20 protein-coding genes are annotated in these 22,665 nt (G+C 56.9%); 9 read left to right on the top strand and 11 right to left on the bottom strand.

All coding sequences use genetic code 11. The features are described 5' to 3' along the window. Positions 1 to 36: 36 nt before the first annotated feature. The 4 genes from LN050_01830 to hisD form a co-directional block, all read right to left on the bottom strand. Complete coding sequence (locus tag LN050_01830; protein UFS56632.1) at positions 37 to 1,539, bottom strand: PLP-dependent aminotransferase family protein; 1,503 nt, start codon at positions 1,537 to 1,539, stop codon at positions 37 to 39. 83 nt (positions 1,540 to 1,622) lie between these two features. Then, a complete protein-coding gene (locus tag LN050_01825; GenBank protein ID UFS56631.1) occupies positions 1,623 to 3,095 on the bottom strand; it encodes a pyridoxal-dependent decarboxylase in 1,473 nt (490 codons plus the stop codon). Next, a complete protein-coding gene (locus tag LN050_01820; protein ID UFS56630.1) occupies positions 3,092 to 4,291 on the bottom strand; it encodes an aminotransferase class I/II-fold pyridoxal phosphate-dependent enzyme in 1,200 nt (399 codons plus the stop codon). The genes LN050_01825 and LN050_01820 overlap by 4 nt, the downstream gene beginning before the upstream one ends. A gap of 78 nt (positions 4,292 to 4,369) precedes the next feature. Then, positions 4,370 to 5,617: a histidinol dehydrogenase gene (hisD, locus tag LN050_01815; GenBank protein UFS57293.1), complete on the bottom strand. Its 1,248-nt coding sequence runs from the start codon at positions 5,615 to 5,617 to the stop codon at positions 4,370 to 4,372. A 213-nt stretch (positions 5,618 to 5,830) separates the two neighbouring features. Here hisD and LN050_01810 point away from each other — a divergent pair, with 213 nt between their 5' ends. Both LN050_01810 and LN050_01805 read left to right on the top strand, forming a co-directional pair. Beyond that, positions 5,831 to 6,436 carry a GntR family transcriptional regulator gene (locus LN050_01810; protein ID UFS56629.1) on the top strand — a complete coding sequence of 202 codons (606 nt, stop codon included), beginning with the start codon at positions 5,831 to 5,833 and terminating at the stop codon, positions 6,434 to 6,436. Then, complete coding sequence (locus LN050_01805; protein UFS56628.1) at positions 6,363 to 7,364, top strand: PLP-dependent aminotransferase family protein; 1,002 nt, start codon at positions 6,363 to 6,365, stop codon at positions 7,362 to 7,364. Before LN050_01810 ends, LN050_01805 begins: the two co-directional genes overlap by 74 nt. 19 nt (positions 7,365 to 7,383) lie before the next feature. Here the strand turns inward: LN050_01805 and LN050_01800 are convergent, their stop codons facing one another. The 5 genes from LN050_01800 to LN050_01780 all read right to left on the bottom strand — a co-directional run bounded on the left by LN050_01800 (position 7,384) and on the right by LN050_01780 (position 13,108). Beyond that, positions 7,384 to 8,160 carry a TSUP family transporter gene (locus LN050_01800; GenBank protein UFS56627.1) on the bottom strand — a complete coding sequence of 259 codons (777 nt, stop codon included), beginning with the start codon at positions 8,158 to 8,160 and terminating at the stop codon, positions 7,384 to 7,386. Positions 8,161 to 8,178: 18 nt separating this feature from the next. Then, a complete protein-coding gene (locus LN050_01795) occupies positions 8,179 to 9,468 on the bottom strand; it encodes a TRAP transporter large permease (protein UFS56626.1) in 1,290 nt (429 codons plus the stop codon). Between the two features lie 14 nt (positions 9,469 to 9,482). Beyond that, positions 9,483 to 10,019, bottom strand: a complete 537-nt coding sequence (locus tag LN050_01790) for a TRAP transporter small permease (protein ID UFS56625.1) — start codon at positions 10,017 to 10,019, stop codon at positions 9,483 to 9,485. Between the two features lie 146 nt (positions 10,020 to 10,165). Further along, complete coding sequence (locus LN050_01785) at positions 10,166 to 11,383, bottom strand: TRAP transporter substrate-binding protein (protein UFS56624.1); 1,218 nt, start codon at positions 11,381 to 11,383, stop codon at positions 10,166 to 10,168. A 105-nt stretch (positions 11,384 to 11,488) separates the two neighbouring features. Beyond that, complete coding sequence (locus LN050_01780; GenBank protein UFS56623.1) at positions 11,489 to 13,108, bottom strand: choline dehydrogenase; 1,620 nt, start codon at positions 13,106 to 13,108, stop codon at positions 11,489 to 11,491. Between the two features lie 130 nt (positions 13,109 to 13,238). Here LN050_01780 and LN050_01775 point away from each other — a divergent pair, with 130 nt between their 5' ends. Continuing rightward, a complete protein-coding gene (locus tag LN050_01775; protein ID UFS56622.1) occupies positions 13,239 to 14,006 on the top strand; it encodes an IclR family transcriptional regulator in 768 nt (255 codons plus the stop codon). A gap of 42 nt (positions 14,007 to 14,048) precedes the next feature. On the opposite strand, the gene LN050_01770 is transcribed toward LN050_01775, so the two are convergent. Together LN050_01770 and LN050_01765 are read right to left on the bottom strand one after the other, a co-directional pair. Further along, entirely contained in the window at positions 14,049 to 14,204 is a 156-nt protein-coding gene (locus LN050_01770; protein UFS56621.1) for a hypothetical protein, read from the bottom strand. 281 nt (positions 14,205 to 14,485) lie between these two features. Beyond that, positions 14,486 to 15,415: a LysR substrate-binding domain-containing protein gene (locus LN050_01765; protein ID UFS56620.1), complete on the bottom strand. Its 930-nt coding sequence runs from the start codon at positions 15,413 to 15,415 to the stop codon at positions 14,486 to 14,488. A gap of 98 nt (positions 15,416 to 15,513) precedes the next feature. On the opposite strand from LN050_01765, the gene LN050_01760 reads away from it, so the two are divergent. The 6 genes from LN050_01760 to LN050_01735 all read left to right on the top strand — a co-directional run bounded on the left by LN050_01760 (position 15,514) and on the right by LN050_01735 (position 22,642). Next, positions 15,514 to 16,893 carry a ribulose-bisphosphate carboxylase gene (locus LN050_01760; GenBank protein UFS56619.1) on the top strand — a complete coding sequence of 460 codons (1,380 nt, stop codon included), beginning with the start codon at positions 15,514 to 15,516 and terminating at the stop codon, positions 16,891 to 16,893. A 23-nt stretch (positions 16,894 to 16,916) separates the two neighbouring features. Next, positions 16,917 to 17,708: a CbbQ/NirQ/NorQ/GpvN family protein gene (locus tag LN050_01755; protein ID UFS56618.1), complete on the top strand. Its 792-nt coding sequence runs from the start codon at positions 16,917 to 16,919 to the stop codon at positions 17,706 to 17,708. After that, on the top strand, positions 17,683 to 19,935 hold the full coding sequence (locus LN050_01750; protein ID UFS56617.1) for a VWA domain-containing protein: 2,253 nt from the start codon (positions 17,683 to 17,685) through the stop codon (positions 19,933 to 19,935). Before LN050_01755 ends, LN050_01750 begins: the two co-directional genes overlap by 26 nt. Positions 19,936 to 20,112: 177 nt before the next feature. Next, positions 20,113 to 20,832: an HAD-IA family hydrolase gene (locus LN050_01745; protein ID UFS56616.1), complete on the top strand. Its 720-nt coding sequence runs from the start codon at positions 20,113 to 20,115 to the stop codon at positions 20,830 to 20,832. 8 nt (positions 20,833 to 20,840) lie between these two features. Beyond that, complete coding sequence (gene rpe / locus LN050_01740; GenBank protein ID UFS56615.1) at positions 20,841 to 21,527, top strand: ribulose-phosphate 3-epimerase; 687 nt, start codon at positions 20,841 to 20,843, stop codon at positions 21,525 to 21,527. 29 nt (positions 21,528 to 21,556) lie between these two features. Next, positions 21,557 to 22,642: a class 1 fructose-bisphosphatase gene (locus tag LN050_01735; GenBank protein ID UFS56614.1), complete on the top strand. Its 1,086-nt coding sequence runs from the start codon at positions 21,557 to 21,559 to the stop codon at positions 22,640 to 22,642. The last annotated feature ends 23 nt before the right edge of the window (positions 22,643 to 22,665 follow it).

Here is a 22,665-nt window from a genome sequence, read left to right as displayed (position 1 = left end):
TCAAACAGCCTTTTTTCATGGCGTTATCGCAACGACTTATTGCCGCACATCTGCAAGCGCTTTGGCAAACTCTGCGACACCCGCATCAATCACGGACGCGCTGATGGACTGAAAGCCCAAGCGGACAAACTGTCCATTTCCAGCTGATCGATTGAAGAAAACATCGCCGGGCTCAATCAATACCCCACGTGTTTTGGCGTGTTCGGCAAGCGCCAATGCGGATACCCCCTGCGGCAACCTGACCCAAAACGAACCGCCGCCCGTCATAGGCGTCACGCGGCAATCGGGCGCATAGCGACCCAAGGCGTCAAGAATGAGAGCGCTGCGTTCTTTTTGGGCCTCACCCAATCGACGCAGCTGGGCGTCGTTGTGTCCCAACGAGATGAACAGCGAAAGACTGCGCTGAATAAAGGTCGAAGGGTGACGGATCATGAGCCGGCGCAGCGCTCGCAATTCAGCAATCAACTCTTTTGCGGCAACAACATAACCAATGCGCAGACCTGGCGCCATGCTCTTGGACAGGCTGCCCACATAAATCACGCGGTTGTGTTGATCCAGGCTTTTCAGCGCAGGAATGGGGTGACCTCCAAAGTTGTTTTCACTTTCAAAGTCGTCCTCGATGATCACCACATTGGACTCATTGGCCAACTGCAACAATTGTTCACGTCGGCTCAATGGCATGGTGACGCCCGTTGGGCACTGGTGACTGGGCGTTGTATAGATGTAGTCAAAATTGCGCAGATGATCTCCAACCACCAAACCGTATTGGTCAATCTCGGCAGGGCTTAGGCTATCAGTGCGGTTACTGAAAATATTGCGGGCATCGGGATACCCTGGGTCTTCGATGGCCACGCGGGTACCCGAGCTCATCAACAAGTCGGCCACCATGTACAACGCGTGTTGCGCGCCAACGGTCACTATGAGTTCATCAGGGGTGGCCCAGACGCCCCTGCGCGGTAACACCCTGGCGCAAATCTGGTGCACCAGGGAGTCGTCATCGCGTGTGATTTGATCAGGCGCCCATGCCCGGATATCCAGCACGCTGAGCGCTTTGAGGCAACACTCGCGCCATGCCGAGGTGGGAAACAGCGATTCATCAAACTGGCCGTACAAGAACGGATAAGGATAGGCTTGCCAGTTACTGGGCTTGGTGATGCTGTGCTGTGCGCTGGGGCGCTGGCAAAATCGAGACGTCCAATCAACACCTGCAGCGGGCACAGCTTGTGTGTTTGCCTGTGGCGCCGTCTTTTTGACCCTCTCCCCCAAAATGGTGGGGCTGACGAAATGACCCTTGCGCTCTTTGGAGACCAGGTAGCCCTCATCGACCAACTGCTGGTAGGCCAATACGACCGTGATTCTGCCGACACCCAAATGCTCAGCCAGCACCCTGCTGGAAGGCACTGGTTGGTCCAGCTCCAGGTGCCCATCGAGTATGGCGCCGACCAGCATCTCGCGGATCTGCGCTTGCAGCGATAGGTTTTCTCTAGCCGTACGAAGCATCAACTGCTTCCACATGGCTCCTTGCAGTGTTTTTGCCATAGCGAGGTTTACTCAAAGGCAGCTCAACCGGCGCCCAAAGCCTCTATTGTGAACTGAAACAGTGGCAATGCTTGTCCTGAAATTTACGCAAATTGAGGGCTTAATTCAGCACCAGTTTCAATGACCGCATCCAGGAGCACATCGATATCGCTGAACTGCGTTCTGTGATTGGTGATGTTGACCCGAATCGCGGTACATCCTTTTAAAACCGTCGTTGATGGCGCCGCGATACCTTTGAGCTGCAATTGCACAACGATTTCGTCGTTCAGTGCGTTCAACTGTGCCACTCCATAACCGGGTAACACGTAGCGCAAGCAGCAAATGTTCATGGCGACAGGCGCCAACAACTCGGTCTCTGGGGCTTGTTGGACACGCTCGGCGAGGTAGCTGGCTTGTTCACAGTTGCGCGTGATCATCTCGCCAAGCTTATCGATGCCGTGTTCATTCAATTGCGTCCAAATCTTCAATGAGCGGAAACCACGCGAGAGTTCCGGCCCGTATTCCACAGGCCAGGGGTTGCCAGCGGCCAAACCACGCTCAGCGCCTTTCAAGTAATCCGGACGCTCAGAGAAGGCTTTGCGATGTGCCGCCTCGGATCGCATCAGCACAAAGCCGGCGTCATAGTTCACGTGCAGCCATTTGTGGAAGTCAAACGCCAACGAGTCAGCCCGCTTGATCCCGCTCAAGCGGGGCTTTAGCCGTGGACTCAAAATACCCAAGGCACCAAATGCGCCATCAACGTGGAACCAGAGTCCCTGTGAAGCTGCAATGTCGGCCAAGGCCTCCAAATCATCAATGGCGCCCACGTTGACCGCGCCGGCAGTACCCACAATCACAAAGGGCTGAAAGCCTGCGGCCTGATCCGCAGCGATCGCGTCTTTCAAGGCCTGGGTATCGATTTCAAAGCGGTCGTTCACCGGAATCTTGCGCAAGGCATCGGCGCCCAAGCCCAACACATCAAACGCGCGGGCAACGCACGAATGGGTTTGCGTTGAGGTGTAGCCCGTCAGCTTGGCGCCGGCCAAACCCGCTGTACGACTGGCGAATGCAAGGCATTGATCGCGCGCGGTTTTGAGCGCGATGATGGTGGCAATGGATGTGCCAGAGACCACCAGGCCACTGGCTGTTTCAGGAAATTCAAACAGCGCTCGACACCATTGGTTGACTTGCCGCTCAACATACATCGCACCATGGTCACGCCCACCCAAGTTGGCGTTGATCGCTGCCGCGGCAATGTCTGCAATGAGGTTGCCAGGCGTGCCGCTGCCGTGTACCCAACCAAAAAAACGCGGATGCGTGTTGCCAACACCATAGGGCAACAAGTCCGTGAGCCTGGTCTGCGTGGCGTCAGCGCCATGCCCCTGAATGGGTAAAGGCGCATTGAACGCCGCCTTTAATGCAGCGGGCGGTTCGTGCCACACGCGGCCCTCGGCGGTGGTGGCCATCTTGTCGACGGCTGCGTCAACCATGGCATGTGCACGTTCCCTAAATGCCGCCCAATCGGTGGGGTCAAGCGTTTCTTGACTGCTATGCGGGGGTTCGCGGCGCGCCGTCATGCCAAACACTCATTCATGGAAGCCCGCACGATGCGACCAATCATGTCGCAGTCAGCGTCAGTCATTGAAAGCGCGATACGCATGTCACACAAGCCTTGCATCAGCGTCAGCGAACGCGGCAGCGCCTGCGGCTCGCGCATGTAGTGCCAGTGCGTGTAGTTACTGGTAAAGCCTTGTGGCTCATCACGGCCAAACCACTTGATGTGCAAGCCTCGGCTGTCGCAACCGGCCAAAAATTTCAGGATGGCGGAGGTGTCCAGGTCCAGGGTAAATTGGATGGAGCTCGCGACAAAGGACTCGCGCGGGTCTCGGGCAGGCACCACCACATGTGGGATGCCCGCAAGGGATTCCGCCAATGTGGCATACAAGCCATTCCAAACCTGGGTGCGTCGTGGCATGTCTGCCAGCTGTGGGCGCAACATCGCAGCCGCCTGATTGGACATGCGCAAGCTGAAGTTGGGCGTTTTGTAACGCCAGCGCTCAAACACCTCAGGGCTGGGCGCTCTGGTATGTTGGCTGTAGAGCATGTAGCTGCCAGACATCAAGATGGCTTGCGCACAAATATCTTCATCGTCCGTGACCAACAAACCACCCTCGCCGGAATTGATGTGCTTGTAAGTCTGGGTACTAAAGCAACCCACTGCTCCCCAGGTACCGCTGAAGCGACCATCCCAACGCGCACCCATGGTGTGGGCACAGTCCTCCACCACAGCGATGCCGTTGGCATCGCAGATGGCACGCACCGCCTGCATGTCGGTGATATGACCACGCATGTGCGAGATCAACAACACCTTGGCACCACTGGTGGCAGCCTTTTGTGCCAAGTCGTCCAAATCGGTGGTGTAGTTGGCCGTGGTTTCCACCAGTACCGGATGTGCGCCGGCATGGGCAATCGCACCAGGCACAGGTGCCAGCGTGAAGGTGCTGGTCAGCACTTTATCGCCTGGCTGTACGCCCAAGGCTTTGAGCGCCACAAACATAGTTGCACCGCATGAGCTCATGGCCACGCAGTACTTGGCACCCACGTAAGCGGCGTACGCTTGCTCCAACAGCGACGGCTCAGGCGCACCGCCACCGGTTTCACCGTAGCGGTGCAATCGCCCGCTGTGCATCAATGCCACAGCACGTTCGATGCCCGCTTCAGGAATTGGCTCAGGCTGACTCAAGTCCTTGCCAAACCACAGTTCTTCGGACACGACTGGGTGGGCCGAAGATGGGGTTGCCGACGGTGGGTTTGCAGTGCTTGCGTTCATGATTTGTTCGCCTTGTGCCGTTCAAGCGTTGTGCGTATGGCCACCCAACGTGCCCAGTTCAAATTGCTCGGTGGGAAAGTATTTTTTCAGGCGAATATCGCCGGTACGCGCATGGCCTTCCATGCCCTCCAGGCGAGAAATGCGCGCCGCAACTTGCCCAACCTCGCGCGACGCGTCTCTGTCCAAGCGCTGCCAAGTGACAGTCTTGATGAACTTGCCCACTGACAAACCACCTGAATAACGCGACGCACCCTTGGTTGGGAGAATGTGATTGGGGCCACTGCATTTGTCGCCGTAGGCCACCGTGGTTTCTTCACCCAGGAACAATGAGCCATAGTTGCTCAACTTGTCCAGCCACCAGTCCAGGTCTTGGGCCATCACTTGCAAGTGCTCGCAGGCGTACGCATCACTGACCTCAACGGCCTCTTCTCGCGTGGCGCAGTACACCACCTCTGCATAATCGCGCCAAGCCACGGTTGCCGCAGCGCGTGCCAAATCAGGCAGCGCGTCAATCAGGGCCGGCACACGGGCAATCACCGCCTCACCCAGCTCTCGCGAGGTGGTGATCAGCCACACGGGCGAATCAGGACCATGCTCGGCTTGACCAACCAGGTCCGCAGCCACCACATCAGGATCTGCCGTGTGATCGGCAATAACGGCTGACTCGGTAGGACCGGCAACCACGTCAATACCCACCCGTCCAAACAAGCTGCGCTTGGCTTCTGCCACGAAGCGGTTGCCGGGCCCAACAATCACGTCTGCACTGTTGCCCGTGAACAAACCATAGGCCAGTGACGCCACAGCCTGCACACCACCCAAGGCCAGGACCTTGTCTGCGCCGCACAGCTGCATGGCATACAAGATGGCCGGATTGACACCCGCATCCTTGTGTGCGGGCGACGTGGCGATGACGTTTTTGACGCCTGCAATTTTGGCGGTACCAACGCTCATCACAGCGCTGGCGGCATGCGCATAGCGCCCACCCGGCACGTAGCAGCCGGCCGTTTGCACGGGGATGAGCTTTTGACCTGCAATCAAACCTGGGCGCAACTCGCTTTGAAACTCGTGCAGCGAGTCGCGCTGCATTTGGGCAAAACCACATACGCGGTCGCGGGCGTAGCGAATGTCCTGCTTCACGCCCTCGCTCAGGCTTTTGGCGGCCTTGTCGAATGCCGCCTCACCCAACACGATGTCGCCCTGCCAACCGTCAAAGTCCCGCGCGTAACGGCGCACGGCCTCTTCGCCACCAGCCTGTATGTCAGCCAGCATGCGTTGCACAGTCACGCCCGTCTCGGTGTCTATGACCTCAACAGGTGGGTTGGATTGCTTCAAATAGTGTGCCATGGTGTCACCTTCAGCTTGTTATAAAAAAACTGGGCCTGCCCAGTTGTTGCCAGATTTTAGGGACGCGCGTGCCTCGCGATAAAGCCAATTAAGCCTTATCATTAAAGCCAGAATAAAACGCCACAGTCCTACACACTCATGACCCGAACCGCCAGACCCAGCAGCCTTATGTGGCAGCGTTTATTCAAGCGCTTTGAAGGCATCTCACCCACACGCCAAGGCCAGTTGCGCGACATGGTGGTTCAAAGTGTCATGGAGGGTTTTTTGCAACCAGGCGCCGCGCTGCCATCAAGCCGCGTATTGGCCAACGCCTTGAACTTGTCGCGCACCACTGTGAGCCTGGCTCTGCAAGCCCTGGCCGACCAAGGCTTTTTAACGGCCAAGCCCCGCAGCGGCTACTTCGTCACAGACGCCACACACACCAGCGTCACACGCCACAACACCCCAACACCAGAGATTGCGCACCACGGCGGGACTGATTTTTGGCAATCGCGCCTGCAACTTCAGCCATCCACGCAAAGCAATATTTACAAGCCCGCAGACTGGCAGCAAATGCCCTACCCGTTTGTGTACGGCCAATTTGATGCCACACAGTTTCCATTTCGAAATTGGCGGCGCTGTGTACTGGAAACCATAGGCACGCTCGGTACGCACATGGGCCCCCGACCACATGGACCGGGACGACGACGCACTGGTGGAGCAAATTCACGCCCGCCTGCTGCCAGCACGCGGCATATGGGTTGAACGCGACCAAATACTGGTGACCAGCGGCGCCCAGCAAGGCCTGTTCTTGCTGGCCCAGCTGCTCATGGGCAGCAACACACATGTTGGCATAGAGTCCCCGGGCTACCCTGATGCACGCAACAACTTTGCGCTGCGCACGCAGCACCTGCACAACTTGGACGTGGACGAACAAGGGCTTGTTCTGAACCAGCACATCACCGGTTGTGACTACGTGTTTGTAACTCCCAGCCACCAGTGCCCAACAACCGTCACACTGTCACTGGCGCGCAGGAGCGAACTACTCGCCCGTGCCAGCCGAGACGATTTTGTGGTGATCGAAGACGACCATGAAAGCGAACTCAATTTTTCAACACGCCCCACGCCCGCTCTCAAAAGCCTGGACACAGAGCAACGTGTGATTTACCTGGGCAGTCTGTCCAAAACCTTGGCGCATGGTCTTAGGCTTGGGTTTATTGTGGCCAGCGCCGCGCTCATCAAAGAGCTGCGCGCGCTGCGCCGCTTGATGATGCGCCATGTCTCATCCAACAACCAGCGCGCAGCGGCCAGCTTTGTTGCCCACGGATTTCATGAAACACATGTACGCAACCTGATTGCGCGCTACCGCGAGCGTGCAGCCACACTCAGACAGGCGTTGACCACATACGCACCACAACTGCAACACAGTGCGGCCCAGGGTGGCTCGGCGCTGTGGGTAACAGGGCCGCACGGACTAGACACCTTGCAACTTGCAAAAGACTTGTACCGAATCGGCGTGGTGGTGGAGCCGGGCGCGTTTTTTTACCCCGCACAACCACAGCATTGCAACAGCATGCGACTAGGCTACTCGTCGATTGCAACCGAGCGCATAGGGCAAGGCGTGCAGGCCATGGCGGGCGTGCTCAAACAGCACCTGCGTCACAATCAGGCCGCGCAAGAATTCACAGACTAACAAATTAAAACCGGCTGCCTCACCGCGTGATCACCAACAACAAGCTGATGCTGGACATGAGCATGAGCACATTCAGCACAAAGCCCCGGTAGTCGCCTGCAGGCGTGCGTTGAAACCTGTGCCGCCCCAACACAATACCGGCCGCCATGGGCAAACCAAGCGCAGCCGCCAATAAAACCGAGTGGTTGTTAAAAAGGGTATTGCCAACGATAGCGGATGCTTGATGGCGGGACCACATGTGTGCAAACAGCATAGACGCCAGAATGTACATGTCGGTAAACAGCAAGTACAAAATCATGGTGGCCCGCAGCTGACTGGCGCGCATACCCGTTGCAGCCATGGACATGGCCGCGATGACACCACCGCTGGCGGCCACACCGTTGACCAGCCCGGACACCACACCACAAAGCCGGCGCAGCTGCGCGGTATTCTTCAGGTCTGCGCGCAACACAAACCGCAATCCAAACGCCGCCGCAAACAGCAACACCGCAACCACCACGCGCAAGGGCTGTATAGGCAACAGCTGCAACAAGACCACACCCACAGGCACGGTCATGGCGTTGACCACCAGCAAGGTTTTCAACCAATTTTTATCAGCCGCTGCAACCGAGCCTCGCCACAACAACACACTGGCAACCATCTCAAGCAACACCACGATGGGTGCAATCAGTGCTGGGCTGATCAGCCAGGCCAGGCCAGCCATGCACAGCGCCGAAAACCCAAATCCCGCAAAGCCCCGCACCCAGCCCGCACCAAAGCCAACGCAACACACCCACGCCAGGACATAAGCGCTCACAATGCCTTCCCCGCCACGCTAGCCCGCGACATTGGGCAACAACGACAAGGAGATAGACGGAATAAAGGCGATCAACAACCAGGCCAGCACCAAACCGGCCATGTACAGCGTGGCAAAACCCACCAACTTGGCGTATGGAATACCCGTCACACCGCTGGCCACAAACAAGTTCAAACCGAATGGTGGTGTGATAAAGCCAATGGCCGCCCCCACCAAAAAGATGACCGAGAAATGAACCGGGTCCACACCATGGGCTACCGCGATGGGCGCGAGTATGGGCGCAAAAATAACCGTGACCGGCAAGCTCTCCAAAATACAGCCCGCCGCCATCACGATGGCCATGCACACCAGCAAGACAATGGTCTCACTGTCGCCAAACCACGCCACAAAATCAGCCACCGCCTCAGTCGCGCCCAATAAACCAAACACCTGCTGCATCACAATCGAGATGGCAATCATGGGTGCCAACATGCCTGTGAGCTGGCCGGAGCGTAACAAAATATCGGGCAAACTTCTCCAGCTGATTTCCCGTGTCAGAAACAGACCTGCGATCAGGCAAAAACCAACCGTAATGGCCGCGGCCTCCGTAGGCGAAAAAATGCCTGAATAAATGCCGTAAATCACAATGAAAATGGCAAAAAATCCCAAATACGCGCGCCGTGCAGTCAAGCCAATACGGCTCCACTGCAGTGGCGACACCGTGCCCCAGTTGTTGCGTTTGGCCAGCCACCAGCACACCATCTGCATGGCGAACACCATCAGTGCACCGGGCAAAATACCCGCGACAAACAGGTCGGAAATCGACAGGTTCATCAAAAAGCCATACACAATAAAAATAATAGAGGGCGGAATAATAATGCCCACCGTACCGCCAGCGGCTGCGGTTGCAGCCGCGAAACGCGTGTCGTAGCCATCTTTGACCAGCAGCGGGTGCATGATGCCGCCTATGGTGGCGGTGGTCGCGGAGTTTGAACCCGAAATGGCTGCAAACATTCCGCACGAGCCAATGGTGGCCAAACCCAGGCCACCGCGCATCCAGCACAGGCAAGCGTGGGCAAAGTCAGCCAGCCGCCTCGCAATACCGGCGGCAGCGATCAGGTCGCCAGTCAATATGAACAGCGGCAACGACAGCAAGCCAAAGAAGTTCAGCCCCTCGAACAGCGTCACACCAATATTGGCCAGCGTGAAATCAATCACCAGCGACACGCCCAATACCCAATACCCAATCACCAAAAAAATGGGCACACCAATGAGAAACAGCCCAATCACACCGGCTGAAATCAATGCAATCCAAGTACCTTGATCCATGACAACGCCCTCTTTTAATCTTGGCCAATGGCCTGTATGTCAACCAGAAATGGTTGGTTGCCCCTGAACCGCACGGTGTCGTCCCACAAGTTCTGCACTACACGCAGCAACAGCAAAGACCAAGCCACTGGGGTGGCGAGGTAAAACCACCACTGCATCACGTTATCCGTACCCTGAACGATGGCGAAATTCATTTCAACCAACATGGTTTGCTCAATCGTGAAGTTGAGTACCACCAAGCCAAACACCACCCACAGCAGCGCGTCCAATACCAAGCAGGCATATTGCGCGCGGTACGGCATACGCAGGCGCAAATCGTTGAACACCAGATGCGTGCGCTTGCGCACGTTTTGCGAGCAACCAATCCAGGTCACCCACAAGAACAAATAAATGGGTATGGACGAACTCCACGGTATTTGTGTTTTGAACACAAATCGCTCGACAACGGCATACACAATAATGAGCGCCATGGTGGCGTAGGCCACCAAAATCAGCGTTCGCTCAGCGTTTTTATCCAGCCATCGAACGCCTGCCATCAGTACATTGGTCATTACGATCTCGTTTCATTGACGCGTGCCGCATGCCTTGATGCAGCTGCAAACATGGGCGTGGCAGCATACGCCGCACACGCCCATGTCTCTTATAGAGCCTCACCGCCTGTCAACGTTTACGTTTAAAGGCGGTGAGGCTCGGCAACTTAAACCCACCAGCGGTTGGGCTTCACGTCCACAGCGTTCATGGATTTTGGAATCTCACGCGCAATGTCGTAAATTTCCTTGTACACGTCGCGTCCGCCTGACATTTTGTTCAAACGCTCGCGCCACTGTTCCCATGGCTTGGGGTTGTACTCTGGCGAGCACATCTTTTCGGCCTTTAGCAGCTCGGCATCTGACAGCGTTGCCACGCGCACGCCAGCTTTACCAAACACGGTGTCCTTGCCGGGGTTGGGCACAGCACCCACCACATCAATCAACGCACGCTCTTGACGCTGCTGCGTGTACTGCTGGGCATCGTAAGACGTTTCCATCACGATATCCTGAATCTTGGCTGGCAGCTTCTGGAATGTCTTGAAGTTCATGGCTGTGTGCTCAGTGCCACAGAAGAACTTCAAATCAACCGCTTGCGACAGCACAGGCGACATGTTGGCGTAAGCCGCAGCACCCATCCAGGTTTCGGCACCATCAATCAAGCCCTGTTTCAGACCATCCAGTGTTTCTTCCCACGCAATTGGCACTGGGTTGAGGTTCATCAACTGCATGGCAATGCGGCCCAACTGAGTGCCTGTGACGCGGTTTTTGGTACCTGCCAAGTCGTCAATGCTGCTGATCAAGGGTTTGTCTTCAAACTTTTTACCCAGCATCAAACCACGCAACTCACAGTGGCTGTACAGGAACTGAATGTTGTGCAGCTTGCGCATGGGCTCACGCAGCAAAGCCTCACTCTTTTTGCTGTACAAAAAGTGGTGTTGGGCTGCACGCGATGGGAACATGTACGCGAAGTCCAGCACGTTGTAGTAAGGCGCTGAACCTGCGGAATTTTGCGTACTGGCGGTGAACAAGTCCACAATGCCTTGCTGTGTTTTTTTCACGCAGTCCAGCTGGTTACAAATGGCGTTTGAGCCAATGAATTCAATCTTCAATGCGCCGTTGGTGCGCTGCTCCAGCTGCTGTGCAAACCACAGCTGACCAGACTCCTGAATTTTCAAATTGTTTTCGTTAAAGCCAGACGCACCAAACTTCAACGTCATCAGCGCTTTACCGCTGCGCGCATCGCTGGTCGCGGCGGCGGCTTTACCAACACCTTCCAGCGTCAGTGGTCCCACCATGCCGGTCACGGCCAAGGCGGTTGACGTAAAGCCGTAACGACCAGCAATGCGCATGAAACCGCGCCTGTCCAGGGGTGTACTCTTTTTCATATTTGTCTCCAGTTGTGTTCAAGTTTGTTAAGCACTGCATGGGTCATTTGCACCATCACCATCACACCGGGGCGACCATACCCGGCGTCACCTCTAACGACGCCGCTACAGCGCGTTGTTGTCTTCTCGAATCATGTCCACGGCTTTTTCGGCCATCATCACAGCCGGTGCATTTGTGTTGCCAGACACCAAGGTCGGCATTACCGAGCAATCGATAACCCGCAGACCTTGAACGCCGTACACACGCAAGCGCGCATCCACCACAGCGCCCATTCGGGGGTCTGGCCCCATGGCACAGGTGCCGCTGGGGTGAAAAATGGTTGCGCCGTATTCGCGGCAAAACTCCAATATCTCTTCATCGGTTTGGGCCGCTGGGCCTGGTTTAATCTCACGCACCACAAACGACTTCATGGCCTGCGACGCCGCAATGGCACGCGCAGCGCGCACAGCGGCCACGTTGGTTCGCCTGTCCAGGTCGGTACTGAGGTAGTTGGGCTGCATCTCGGGCGGCTCAAACGCATTGGTACTGCGAATGCGGATGTGGCCGCGCGACTCGGGACGCAGCTGGCACACCGACAAGGTAAAACCCGAGAACGGATGCACTTTGCCCCCAGCCATGTCAGCCGACAGCGTGGCCACGTGAAACTGGATGTCGGGCGTCTTGGCCTCGTTTGGCAGCGCATACATAAAGCAGCCACCCTGGTTGATACCAACAGCCAATGGCCCTGAGCGCTTGAACAACCACTGCAAGCCCAGCTTGACCTGGCCAAACAGGGAATTGAGCTCATCGTTGGTAGTGGGCTGGCGAGACTCAAAGGTGAGGCGAATTTGCAAATGGTCTTGCAGGTTCTCTCCCACACCGGGCAAGTCTGCCACCACCGGAATCCCGTGTTGGCCCAGCAGCTGCGCCGGCCCAATGCCCGACAACTGCAACAACTGCGGCGACTGTATGGCACCTGCGCACAACAGCACCTCTTTATTGGCATAGACCTCTACGTCTTTGCCATGCTCTCCGCCGACCCGGTAGCGCACCCCTACGGCACGCGTGCCCTCCATGATGATTTGTGTGGCCTGCGCATGGGTGGCAACCGTCAGGTTGCGGCGCTTGCGCGCGGGCTTCAAATACCCTTTGGCCGTACTCCAGCGCCAACCCTTCCAAGTGGTGAGCTGGTAGTAGCCCGCACCGTACTGGTGCTCGCCATTGAAATCATTGTTGCGTGGCACACCCAACTCACCTGCGCCACCAATAAACGCTTCAATCAGAGGATGGCGCTGCGTGATGTCGGACACAGACAGCGGGCCTGTTGCGCCGTGGTACGTGCAGGCACCACGCTGGTTGCGCTCGGACTTCACGAAATACGGCAGCACATCTTTGGCCGACCAGCCGGGGTTGCCCTGCTGTGCCCATGCGTCGTAGTCGGCATGCTGACCACGTATGTAAATGAGGCCATTGATGGAGCTGGAGCCGCCCAGGGTTTTGCCGCGCGGCCAGTAAATACGACGCCCATTCATATTGGGGTCTGGGTCCGTGTGAAAACACCAGTTGTACTTGCTACTCCACATGGTCTTGCCGTAGCCAATGGGCAGGTGAATCCAAAAGGAGTTGTCTGCAGGGCCGGCTTCAAGCAACAACACCTCGGTGGCTGCGTCTTCGCTCAAGCGACCGGCCATCACAGCACCCGCCGAGCCTGCGCCAACCACGATATAGTCGAATCTGGATTTCATAAAGTTTTGGTATTTGAATGGCATTCGCTGCCAGCTAAGTTTTTTATTTCGGTATGTTTTGTTCCGTTTTAATGAATGCTACACACATTTATTTCGGAACGCAACATTCCATTATTAGCGTTTTCCCCTAATGACAAACACCGATACCACCCGTGCATCAGGCTCATCTGCAGAGCGCAGCCTACGCTTGCTGAGCACCTTGGCGCAGCAAGGCAAAGGCATGTCACTGGCGCAGTTGGCCGACGAGCTGCAACTGCCCAAAGCCACGGCACACCGGCTCACAACGCAGTTGCTGGACGTTGGCTTTATTGCCAAATCGCAAGACAACCGCGTCTTCGAAATTGGTCCTGCCATGCGACAAATGGCGCTGGACACCCTCAACCACGACACCGCGAGAGGCCTGCGCCACGCGGTGCTGTCAGACGTGGTGAACCAGGTGGGCGAGACTTGCAACTTCACCACGCTGGATGGCGCAGGCGTGATGTACCTGGACCGCGTGGAAGCCTCATGGCCATGGCGATTGACGCTGGATGTTGGCGTACACGTGCCCATTCACTGCACTGCCAGCGGCAAGCTGTTTTTGGCACACATGCCCAAAGCCACACGGCACGCCATGCTGCAAACCTTGACGCTGGAACGCATGACCGAACACACCATCACAACGGTAGACGCATTGCAACAAGAATGCGCCACCATTGCCAAGCAAGGCTATGCCTTTGACCGCCAGGAGTTCATTCCAGGCCTCATCGCGCTGGCAGTGCCTGTGCACGACGCCAACAACAACTTGCGTGGTGCCATCGCCGTGCACGCACCGGTGGCGCGCCTGACCACAGACAGCGCGGCCAAACACTTGCCTGCGCTGAAGCGCGCCGCCAAGCGCATGGGCCAGTTGCTGTAGCCCTTGCAACGCCAGCGTTTGACGGCTTATGCAAACAAGCCGTCAATCCGGAATGAGTACCACTTTGGCAGAGGCGACTTTGCCTGCGGCAATGTCACTGAATGCCAAAGCGCCATCTTTCAAGGCACGCTCCTCCACCCAGTTGAGATCACCAAAGACGCCTTCTTCCAACTGGCGAACGCCTGAGCGCAGGTGCATGCAGCGCTGCGCAAGCTCAATTGCTAGAGATGGAAGCTGGCAGTCCTGTGCTTTGTATCAACCGTGTCGCGTATTCATTCAATAACCAGCCAATAGAGCTCAGACTCAGTTTTGCCAACACCAATCGATGTGAATATGCGCCAGACCAGACAACGGGTGACCGCTCGGTTTGGTGACCTGGGCCGGTTTGGCCAGTGCTGTGTGCAGCCCTGCACAAAAGGCTGGCACTCATCAAACGCAAACTCAACCAATAACCGGTTTGCGCCCCCACTGTTCGCGCATCAAACGGCCATGTGGTGGCCGAATTGTTGAGCGAGAAATGCCTCGCCTTGCTCCAACATGAAATAGCGAAACGCCTCGGCCGCAGGCGACAGCATTTTGGATTGTGTATGCACCACATTCCACGCGCGAACCACAGGGGTACCGTCCACGTCTAGCATCGCAATTTGCTTTAGATCCAGCTCATTGCCTATGGTGTGCAAAGAGATAAAACCCAGCCCCAAGCCCGCCATCACGGCCTGCTTTAAGGTTTCATTGCTTTGCAAGTGCAGCTTCAAATTGGCTTGGACGCGCGCGTCTTCAAAAAACTTTTCCGTCGCAGCGCGAGTGCCTGAGCCCTTTTCGCGCACGATGAAGTCGTAACCGCGCAAGTCCTCCACACGCAAGTGGCCACGTCCGGCCAGCGGATGGTTGACGGCTGCCACAAACACGTGCGGGTGCGCCGCAAAGGGCTCGGCACGCGTTTGCAACTCTTTGGGCGGGCGGCCCATGATGGCAATGTCCACTTCGTTGGCTTGCAGCATCTTCACCAGTTGCTCGCGGTTACCTGTGGCCAATTGAATCTCCACGCCCATATGTTTGCTGCGAAATTCAGCCAACATTTTCATCATGAAGTACTTGGCCGTGCTCACCATGCCTATGGTCAACACCCCTGTTTCGGCCCGCTGCAACCGGGCTGCCGCATCTTCAGCGTCTTTGATGGTGGCCAAAATTTTTCGGGCAAACACCAGCATGTACTCGCCGCCCGTGGTCAAGCTGATTTTTTTGCCACTGCGGTCAAACAGCGCCAGGCCCACATGGCCCTCCAACTCCTTGATCTGCATCGTAATGGCCGGCGGGGTGAGGTGCAGGCTCTCGGCGGCGCGGACAAAACTGAGGTGCTTGGCCACCTCGTTGAAAACCCGCAATTGACGAAACGTGGCGTTTTTCATTAAGCACTTTCTTAACTGAATGTGGATTAATTCTGAATTTACTTTATCTTAAGGGTTTTTTACAGTAGCGCCATTCCTCACAGCAACTGGAGATTTTCATGGACCAATCCGCACGCTACGCCGACCTGAGCTTGACAGAAGACGAACTCATCCGAGACGGCAAACACATTTTGGTGGCTTACAAAATGAAGCCCAAGTCTGGCTACGGCTATCTCGAAGCTGCAGCCCACTTCGCAGCCGAGTCGTCCACAGGCACCAACGTTGAGGTCAGCACCACCGATGACTTCACCAAAGGCTTGGATGCCCTGGTCTATCACATAGACGAAGCCACCGAAGACATGCGCATTGCCTACCCCGTTGACTTGTTTGACCGCAATGTCACCGATGGCCGCATGATGATGGTGTCGCTGTTGACCTTGATCATTGGCAACAACCAGGGCATGGGCGACATCGAACACGCCAAAATCCATGACTTCTATGTGCCAGAGCGCGTCATTCAACTGTTTGACGGCCCTAGCAAGGACATCTCGGATATGTGGCGTATTTTGGGCCGCCCTATCAAAGATGGCGGCTACATTGCCGGCACCATCATCAAGCCCAAGCTGGGTCTGCGTCCAGAGCCTTTCGCTGAAGCGGCCTACCAGTTTTGGTTAGGGGGCGACTTCATCAAAAATGATGAGCCACAAGGCAACCAGGTCTTCTCACCCATGAAAAAAACCATCCCCCTGGTGGTGGATGCCATGAAGCGTGCGCAAGACGAAACAGGCCAAGCCAAACTGTTCTCGGCCAACATCACCGCCGACGACCACTATGAAATGTGCGCCCGCGCTGACTTCATACTGGAGGCTTTCGGCCCTGACGCCGATAAAGTCGCCTTCTTGGTTGATGGCTATGTGGGCGGCCCAGGCATGGTCACCACCGCACGCCGTCAATACCCCAACCAATACCTGCACTACCACCGCGCAGGCCACGGTGCGGTTACCAGCCCCAGCGCCAAACGCGGCTACACCGCCCTGGTGTTGGCAAAGATGAGCCGCTTGCAGGGAGCCTCTGGCATCCACGTAGGCACCATGGGTTTTGGCAAGATGGAAGGCGAAAACGACGACCGCATGATCGCTTACATGATCGAGCGCGACGAGTGCCAAGGCCCCGTTTATTTCCAAAAGTGGTACGGCATGAAACCCACCACGCCCATCATCTCGGGCGGCATGAACGCTTTGCGCCTGCCAGGCTTCTTCAAGAACCTGGGCCATGGCAACGTGATCAACACCTCAGGTGGCGGCTCATATGGCCACATCGACTCGCCCGCAGCCGGCGCGATCTCGTTGCGCCAGTCGTATGAGTGCTGGAAGTCGGGGGCTGACCCCATAGAGTTTGCCAAGGAGCACAAGGAGTTTGCACGTGCCTTCGCCTCTTTCCCAGGAGATGCCGACAAGCTGTTCCCCGGTTGGCGCGACAAGCTCACCAGCCACAAATAAGCACATTCAACCGGTCAACGCCTATGTCTAACCAGATGTCCACAGAGCCCATCTACCACCCACAAGGCCAAGAGGTGCAGCTCTACGAAGCCGCGTATGCAGCACGCCTGCCTGTAATGGTCAAAGGGCCCACAGGTTGCGGTAAATCACGCTTTGTTGAGCACATGGCGTGGCGTCTGGGCAAGCCACTCATCACCGTCGCTTGCAACGAAGACATGACGGCGTCTGACCTGGTGGGGCGCTACCTGCTTGACGCAGGTGGCACACGCTGGATGGACGGGCCGCTCACACAGGCGGCCCGTACCGGCGCCATTTGCTACCTCGACGAAGTGGTTGAAGCGCGGCAAGACACCACCGTGGTTATCCACGCACTCACCGACCACCGCCGCGCCTTGCCTATTGATAAAAAGGGCGAACTGGTGCATGCCCACCCCGACTTTCAGCTGGTCATCTCGTACAACCCAGGCTATCAAAGCCTCATGAAAGATCTCAAACAGTCCACCAAGCAACGCTTTGTCGCCTTTGACTTTGACTACCCCCACCCCGAGCTGGAAGCCGAAATCGTGATGGGTGAAACAGGCATTGACGCCGATCGCGCCGCCCAGCTGGTTCGTATCGGCGGCATGGCACGCAAGCTCAAAGGTCATGGTTTGACCGAGGGTGTGTCCACCCGACTGCTGGTGTACGCCGCCACATTGATGGTGCAAGGCGTGGCCGCACCTGAAGCCTGCCGCATGGCCTTGGTCCGCCCCATCACCGACGATGCGGATGTTCGACAAAGTCTCGACCATGCCATCGACGCCGTCCTTCTCTGATGCTGTGCTGCCGCTATGGCAGCAACTCGACTGCCAACTGCCCGGTGTTGACGCCGTCTTTGACGACTGCGCACGCCATGCCCTGAGTGTTCTGGATGCAGCCCAGCTAGAGCGCTACATCGAAGCCGGTCGAACCCTTGGCAAACTCGGACGTGGCCCAGCGCCCGTCCTGACCTGGCTGCAAGCTTGGCCAGACATGGCGCAACACTTCGACGATGTTGATGCAGTGATGGCCTTGGTGCGCCGCATGCACAAATCGCCCAACAGCGCTTCAATCTCTCCCTTGCTCAATGCATTAGCCCCTGTTGCACGACGCCTGGGCAGCTCTGAGGGTGTGCGCCAATATTTGCACCTGTTGGGTCACTTCATGGACCAGACCACGGGCTCTATTCATGGTCGCCAGCAAACGCAACCCAGCCCGGGCCTGCCCCATTTAATCGAACAGTCGCCGCATATTCTGCAAAGCCTGTCGTTGACAGGTTTGCAAAACTGGGTCAGTTACGGCGCTCGCGCCTATGCCAACCATCCACCCCAGCAAACGGCTTATTTCAGTTTGCAAACGCCGGACAGCCGCGCGGTATTGCAACGCGAACGCCATGGCTTGCTCTTGGTCGATGTCGACCGCGTGCTGGGCATGTCGCTGCGTGCGATGTGGCACATTGATTTGCCACGCGTGCCCTACAACGGCATAGATACACACACCACCGCGCGCCCCTGTCTGCAAGACAACACGCTGGGCTTGCCGGATGTACTAGACGACTTAGGCGGCGTCAGCGCCCTGCAGCGCTACCAGCTGATGCAAGCCCATTTGGCAGCCCATTTGCAGTGGTCTGAGCCCAGCGTAGCCGACAACTGGAGCCCTTCACAGCGCATGGCGGTGGAATGGTTTGAAGACGCACGCGTGGACTACTTGATGCTGCAACGATTTCCGGGTTTGCGTGGCAGCTTGCTGGCTTTACACCCGCGCCCCATGGCCGACGAGTGCGATGACGCCACCCAGGCCTGTCTGATTCATCGCTTGAGCCGTTGGTCATGCAGTGTGTTTGACCCCAGCTATCGCCTGGACCACCCCACGCTGGAGAAGTACCGCGACTTGTTTTTGCAGGCCGTGACCGAGCCGAACACACGTACCTCAGACATGGCTCTCATGGCCTTGCGCTTCGTAGCCAACACCCGCCAGGCCAGCGACCAGTTTGCCGATGTCTACTTTGGCAACACCGAACTCGACTGGCGCGACGACAACCGCCATTTGTGGCGCTTCATAGAAGACGGCGACGAAGAAGACACGCGCAGCACACCCAGCGTCAAAGAGGCATCCGATCTGTCCGAGTTGCCGCCGCGCCACTACCCCGAATGGGACTACCTGGGCCAAACCTATCGCCCCGACTGGGTGAGTGTGTACGAGCACCTGCACCCCAGTGGCCGCGCCAGCGACATCGCCGCACTATTGGCCAAACAGGAACCCTTGGCCCGCCAGCTCAAGCGCATCCTGGATTCGCTCAAGCCCCAGCATCGCCAACGCATACGCTTTCAAGAGCAAGGCAACGAGCTGGATTTAGACATTGCTCTGAACGCGTGGATAGAGATGCAAAACGGCCAGCCGCCCAGCGAGCGCATCCATCAACACCACCAAACCTGTGGACGCGACATCAGCGTGCAAGTGCTTCTTGACCTGTCTGCGTCGCTGCGCACACGTGTGCCCAATAGCGACCAAACCATTCTTGAACTAAGCCAAGAGGCGGTGTCCCTGTTGGGCTGGGCCATGCACACCTTGGGTGACTCGTTTGCGATTGCAGGCTTTCATTCCAACACCCGCCACGAGGTGCGCTACCTGCATATCAAAGGCTTCAGTGAAAGCTGGGGAGATACGGCCAAAGCCCGCCTGGCAGCCATGGAGCCTGGCTACTCCACCCGCATGGGCGCAGCCCTGCGCCACGCGGCCCATTACCTTGGGGCACGCCCAAGCGAGAAAAAACTCATGCTGGTCATCACCGATGGCGAGCCTTCCGATGTGGACAGCCCAGACCAGCAATGGCTTGTGCAAGACGCTCGCAAAGCGGTGCAAGAACTGCAAGCCCAAGGCATTTACACCTGGTGCATCAACCTGGACGCCAAAGCCGACGACACGGTGCGCGAGGTCTATGGCGCGCGCTACACCATAGTGGACCACCTCGAAAAGCTGCCCAGCAGCTTGGCACAACTGTTTTTGTCACTCACCGCACGCTGATGCGAGCGCCTTAAAAAATAATCCTAAATAAGTAATCCGTATTTTTTGAGCCAAGCCCTTGAAAAACCTAGACATTCAGCAATTGCTGAATCCGTATCCAACAAAAAGTGAATTTACCTTAGTTTGATATTTTTTTAAAGTTTACCAACGCTTTCAAAAAATACCTGTGACAAACCCATGCTTCAAGCCCTGATTTTTGATGTAGATGGCACCCTGGCCGATACCGAAATGGCGCATCTTGCGGCATTCAACCACGCCTTCCGGGAAGAAGGCATGAACTGGCACTGGGACGTGGCGCAGTACACCGACTTGTTGGCCATCTCCGGCGGTCAGGAACGGCTGATGCACTACTGGCAGCAAACCAACCCGGACATCAAAGCCGTAGACGGCAATGCGTTGCAAGAGACCATTGCCCGCTTGCACGCGCTCAAAACGGCTGCTTACGAACAGGCGGTACAAGACGGCGAAGTGCGCATGCGCCCTGGCGTGCTCCGCCTCATCAACGAAGCGGCCGATTCTGGCTTGCAACTGGCCATTGCCACCACCACCTCGCCCGCCAATATTGCGGCCTTGCTGCGCAAAGCCATTGGCCCTGATTGGGCACGTTACTTTTTGGTGATTGAAGACGCATCAACCGCCCCCCACAAAAAGCCCAACCCACAGGTTTACCTGCAAGCCCTGGCCCGCTTGAAGCTGCCTGCCAACGCCTGCATGGCGTTTGAAGATTCTGAAAACGGATTGCGTGCCGCCAATGCCGCGCAACTGGCCACCCTGGTCACGCCCAACAACTTCACAGACCACCACAACTTCACTGGCGCCATGCGCGTGTTGCCCAACTTGGACGGCGTGAATGTCAAACACCTGCATGCCATGCACGCAGCCCACCACATCGCTTGAAGCCAATCATGACGCAAACGCTACGCATTGCCCCCTCTATTCTGTCTGCCGACTTCGCACGCTTGGGCGAAGAAGTCCGCGCCATTGAGGCCGCAGGTGCTGACTTGGTGCACTTTGATGTGATGGATAACCACTATGTGCCCAACCTCACCATAGGCCCCTTGGTATGCGAAGCCATTCGCCCCCATGTGCAGATTCCAATCGATGTGCATTTGATGGTTGAGCCTGTGGATTCGCTGATTCCACTGTTTGCCAAAGCGGGCGCCAACATCATCACCTTTCACCCCGAAGCCAGCCGTCACGTAGACCGCACGCTGAGCCTGATTCGTGAACACGGCTGCAAGGCCGGTTTGGTGCTAAACCCTGCAACACCACTAGACGTGCTCAAACACGTGATGAACAAACTCGACATGATTTTGCTGATGAGTGTGAACCCTGGCTTTGGCGGCCAACAGTTCATAGACAGCACCTTGGCCAAGCTGCGTTTAACCCGCCAACTGATTGAACAACACAAAGCCGAAGGCGGCCAGGACATTTGGCTGGAAGTCGACGGCGGCGTCAAAACCAACAACATACAAGCCATCGTGGCCGCCGGCGCAGACACCTGCGTGGCAGGCAGTGCCGTATTTGGTGCGCCCGATGCCGACGGTGGCTACCACAACATCATGAAAGCGCTGCGCCAAGCCGCAGCCTGAGCCAAGCATTTAAAAAACCGAAAGCACTTATGTCTATCCAACAACGCACCACCCTGACCCAGTTTTTGATTGAAGAACGGCGTCGCTTCCCCAGCGCCAGTGGCGACTTCAATGCCTTGATCCTGGACGTCGCCCTCGCTTGCAAAGCCATTGCCAAAGCCGTGGCCTTTGGTGAGCTGGGCGGCATGTATGGCAACCACGCCGCTGATGAAGGCGGCAGCGTCAATGTGCAAGGTGAAACACAAAAGAAACTTGATGTGTTGAGCAACCAGCTGTTCATACACATGAACGAATGGGCCGGTCACCTGGCAGGTATGGCCTCCGAAGAGATGGATGACCCATACCAAATCCCCAAGCAGTTTCCGCGCGGCAAATACCTGTTGGTGTTTGACCCCTTGGACGGTTCATCCAACATTGACGTGAACGTGTCCGTAGGCAGCATCTTCAGCATCTTGCGTGCTGCAGGCGAAGGCAAAGACGTGACCGAAGCCGACTTCTTGCAACCCGGCACGCAGCAAGTGGCTGCGGGTTACGCCTTGTACGGCCCCACCACCATGTTGATCTTGTCTGTGGGCAACGGTGTGAGTGGCTTCACCCTGGACCCCACACTGGGCGAATTCATGCTCACTCACCCCGACTTGAGGGTGCCGGCACAAACCCAGGAATTTGCCATCAACGCGTCCAACAGCCGTTTTTGGGAAGCCCCTGTTAAACGCTATGTGGATGAATGCATGGCGGGCAAAACAGGCCCACGCGGCAAAGACTTCAACATGCGCTGGATTGCCTCCATGGTGGCCGAGGCGCACCGCATCTTGATGCGCGGTGGCGTGTTCCTCTATCCCCGCGACACCAAAGACCCCAGCAAGCCCGGGCGCTTGCGCTTGTTGTACGAGGCCAACCCAATTGGTTTCATCATGGAGCAAGCCGGTGGGCGTGCCAGCACAGGTCAAATGCCCATACTCACCGTCAACCCCACAGGCTTGCACCAGCGCATTGGCCTGGTGTTTGGCTCTAAAGACGAAGTCGAGCGCATAGAGCACTACCACGCAGAACCCGTCGAACCCTTGGTCGACTTGAACCCCTTGTTCTCAAACCGCAGCTTGTTCCGCGATTGACACCCCATTACTAAAACTCAGGA

It is taken from the genome of Comamonadaceae bacterium M7527, from assembly GCA_021044545.1.
Lineage (GTDB): Bacteria > Pseudomonadota > Gammaproteobacteria > Burkholderiales > Burkholderiaceae_C > RS62.
Note: the sequence above shows the minus strand (reverse complement) of the source record. Positions and strands in the feature narration are given on the sequence as shown.